Origin of the sequence: Enterobacter cloacae complex sp. P12RS, assembly GCF_014895875.1 — a bacterium.
Classification (GTDB): Bacteria; Pseudomonadota; Gammaproteobacteria; order Enterobacterales; family Enterobacteriaceae; genus Enterobacter; species Enterobacter bugandensis.
The window spans coordinates 1-3,703 of sequence record NZ_JADBQO010000053.1; the positions used below are offsets into that span (position 1 = coordinate 1).

The 3,703-nt window shown below is 48.5% G+C and carries 2 protein-coding genes; both read right to left on the bottom strand.

The features are described from left to right. Window positions 1-61: 61 nt before the first annotated feature. Window positions 62-2,827, bottom strand: a complete 2,766-nt coding sequence (locus IM284_RS21135) for a glycoside hydrolase family protein (RefSeq protein ID WP_193055884.1) — start codon at window positions 2,825-2,827, stop codon at window positions 62-64. Window positions 2,828-2,836: 9 nt separating this feature from the next. Further along, window positions 2,837-3,703: type VI secretion system Vgr family protein (locus tag IM284_RS23440; protein ID WP_226838901.1), on the bottom strand; the 867-nt coding region annotated here is incomplete at its 5' end.

The window sequence follows — 3,703 nt, forward strand, 5'->3', positions numbered from 1 at the left end:
GAAAAAAACAACAAAAGCATTAAATTGCAAAATTTACTCATAGCACAACTCCACATAGAAATTAGCGAGAGGAATCATATACTCCAGTTAAAAATAAACCGTGTTCCTTTTGACGCCGAGTAATAAGTCCAGGAACACCACCATTTGTAATATCCAAAAATTCATTAGCCGCACCTTCATAGTTTTCTTGGTTGAGTTTTAAGCTCAATTGTGGCGCTTTACTCATACTTCCCATATTAAACAGCAAGCTAATTAAAGCATCAAATTCATACTGATATAAATCCACTCTTACGGTTCTCTTTAACTCTTTGACATAATACAACAATCGAGAGTCAAATAATTCATCGCCCTTAGATTTCGTTATCCCATTTTTAAATTCTTCTGGCAACGATATATCTTCGCATTTAGCTCTTGCAATTAAATGCCCGTAACCAATAGAACAAAACCCCTCTGAATCATTGTAAGCTCTCGATCTAAAACTTTCCCATTCTTTAATGAATGCCTTACCCTTATTCGAAACGTTCAGATCATTGATAGCGCTCCTATTTTCAGAATCAGGATTTTTATCAGAAAATGTGTTGTTATACCCTTCACGCAATATGTCAATTGGATCCTGTAAGTCATTACGACGTTGAAACGGTGGTGTCTGTGTATTGTTGGGAGGAGGCAGAGTTTCATTTCCGGGATAATACTCAAAATGCAACATATAGACAACCTGACCAGGAATAATATTAGGATGTCGACGTGTTGATGGATCAATCATCAGCCCAGTTTTTGCAATAACAGCCCCCTGTAGAACAAGCTCCCCATTCTTGACAATAATGCTATTAGGATCAACCTCACCATACCTAATATAAAAATGCCGTCCATCATTAGTCGTATGTTCGATAGTAATCTGCCAAGTCCCAAAGTAATAATGAGAAATACTTCTCACAATACCATTGCTCACTGCAACGATTTCAGTCAGTGGTTCAGAGTATAAATCGCGTGCAGCATGTTTTCTGTTTCCTCGAGACCTATTACGTCCAAATATTGCCTGCGATGCATTACTATCCGTTAGAGACGCAGCCCAATAATACTGTTCCCATACACTTTCAATATCATTTTTAGGTTTCACTTTGAATGGGAAAATAATTTCCTTATTTCTCTTTTGACTTATCGCCTCCAAAAACACCACAGGATGAAAATGCCACACTGCCTCATCCTTATTAAAGGGAGGCACCTTACTCATCCATTCCAGGTCTGCCTGCCATTTCTCACAGTACTTTACTTCCAGTGGGTCCAGATCTTTATAAAATCCGTCCCAGCGGCCTGTCATCCGGCCTTTACACCATTCGCTGTGATGTTTCACCACCAGACGGTTCACGACATTCTTCACCAGCGGATCACGCACTGCCAGCGCCTGCCTGATTTCCTCTGCCGTCACCTTCCCGTCGCGGTTGCTGTCCATCTCCGCCATCAAATCACGATAAAACGGCGGTACCAGTCCGTACTGATATCCTGCACCCTGTTCTGCTGAACGGCTTATTGCCTCAAACGACTGAGGTACCCAGCTTTCATACGGGCTGTCCATCACATCGCCACCGCAGTCTTCCTCCAGCGCCTGAAACCCGAGCTTCAGTAAATCATACTGATTCACTTCTTCAACATCACTTTGCGGTAACCAGCCACTCCCGGTAATTTTATACCACAAGTTTTGCGACTCATCTGCGACAGGGGTTGCTGATCCCCGGGAGAGAAGGCACTGCGCGCTCAGTCTGGCGGATGTCGGGGTAAATACCGGCTGTCCCGCTGTATCCTGCCGGGTAAACAGGGGCTGTCCTTTTGATGCCAGAACTGACTTTTTATCGCCCTTCACGCATTCAGGGTTGGCTAAAAATCCGGGCATTCTGCTGTCTGTACTCAGCACTTCCAGATGGACAAACCATTCCCTGTCCACAAGATTGTTTCCATCCCCCGGAGATTCCGTACATCCCATAAATCCGACGGGCGTTCCGGCGCTGACCTTCCATTCTTCCTTTTCCCCCGTCAGTTCCACAGAGTCAAAAGCACCTTTTTGCTTCGCCTTCTGCATCCATTCCGGCATCATCCCCTGTATTTCCCCGTCCGGCTCTATCAGCTCAGGATCCAGTGTCACCCAGTACTGTTCATTACCCGGAATATTATTTTTCAGTAAACGGACCAGGCCAAAGGTTGTCAGGGTTGTTTTTCCTTTCTTCGTGACATAAAAACGCCCCGTCCGGGAAGAGACAAAACGGTCGCCTGCCTTCAGGCTCTTCTTCGTTTTGGCTGGCGCAGGATATTTTCCGGCCTCGCCGTTGTCCGATTCCCCTTCAGGCATACCGTTCTGCCCGTTTTTATACTGACGTAACAGTATGCCACTGTGCCCGTCCCTGACTTTATAACAGGGAGACGTCGGATAATCGGCTACCGGGGCAAGATGCATATGCAGACTGTAAAATTCCAGCCAGCTCTTTTCTTTTTGCGGATCCGGTTTACACAGCGATTTAACCAGCACAAAGCTGCTGCTGTAGCGCAGCTGTTGCCCGCAGTACGGGGCAGTCAGATACTCGTTGTTTAACCGGTACGCAACAACAGTACCGTCTGCCATAAACTGGAGGGGAACAGGTTCTCCGGTATTAAGGGCATCCGGGTTAAGGGCCGAGAAGGGGTTAGAGACATCACTGATATGGATCCCGCCATGCCACAGGCCATTCGCCCCCAGCAGCCAAGTTCCGTACGCCTCACCGTCGATATGACGCATGACTTCATCCAGCGAGCGAAACTCCTGGCCACTGGTGTTCCTGATGGGATAGCAAATTTTCATAGACACTCCTTATCGTGAAAATCTTCCGCGCCGCAGCATCTGTTCTTGTGAAGGGGCATCTTGCTGTTTATCGGCAGAGGGAATCGCTTCGAGACTGGTTTTCTTAAATACTTGTGCGACATTTTTCAGTGACGCCCCGGTACCAGGAACCAGATAATTAGCCACTTTCATTATCATCATCCCCTCAGAGCCATGCTCTATCCCGTTCTTGCTCAGCTTCAGGTACGACCCGCCGCCGTTCAGCGTCATCATCTTCGGCGTGGCAATAATGATTTCATCTTCACTGCTTGTTATGCTCATCTGCTTTTCCGAGAACAGCGCCATGGTGTTGTGCTGCGCCTGAACCTCAATATCCCCCTGATTCGCAACCAGCTTCGCCCCCTCTTTATGCACAAACAGCCCCAGCGCCTTTTCCACCGTCACGGACAGGTTTTTCATTGCGCCGATATCCAGGTGCTCGCCCGCGTTAATCATGGTGTTCTTCGTGCTGGTCAACTGGAGATGTTCACCGGAGGTCAGCGCCACACCCTGCGGGGCACTCGCCAGCAGCACCGCCGACCGGAGGTCTTTCAGCCTGTCCGTGACCAGGTTAACCTGGGTGCTGATATCGGAGACCAGCGCCCCGGCCGCTTCAGCGGCACTGTTCAGCGCCTGCATCTGGCTGTTGGCCTGGTTAATCTGATTAACCGCCGGAGTCATCTCCAGCACCGGTCCCTGTGCTTTGGCCTGTTCATGCGCCGTCAGGAAGAGACCTTTTGCGGCGCGGACTGCCCCGAACTCATCCGTGCGCAGTTCAAAACCGATACCGCGCTGCTCGCGCTGCGCGTTAACCAGATGCCCCATATTGAGCTGACTTTTGCCGTACTCTGTGGCGAG

Excerpts from the sequence above, each read along its gene's own strand:
- IM284_RS21135 (WP_193055884.1), bottom strand. The coding sequence starts at position 2,827 with ATGAAAATTTGCTATCCCATCAGGAACACCAGTGGCCAGGAGTTTCGC.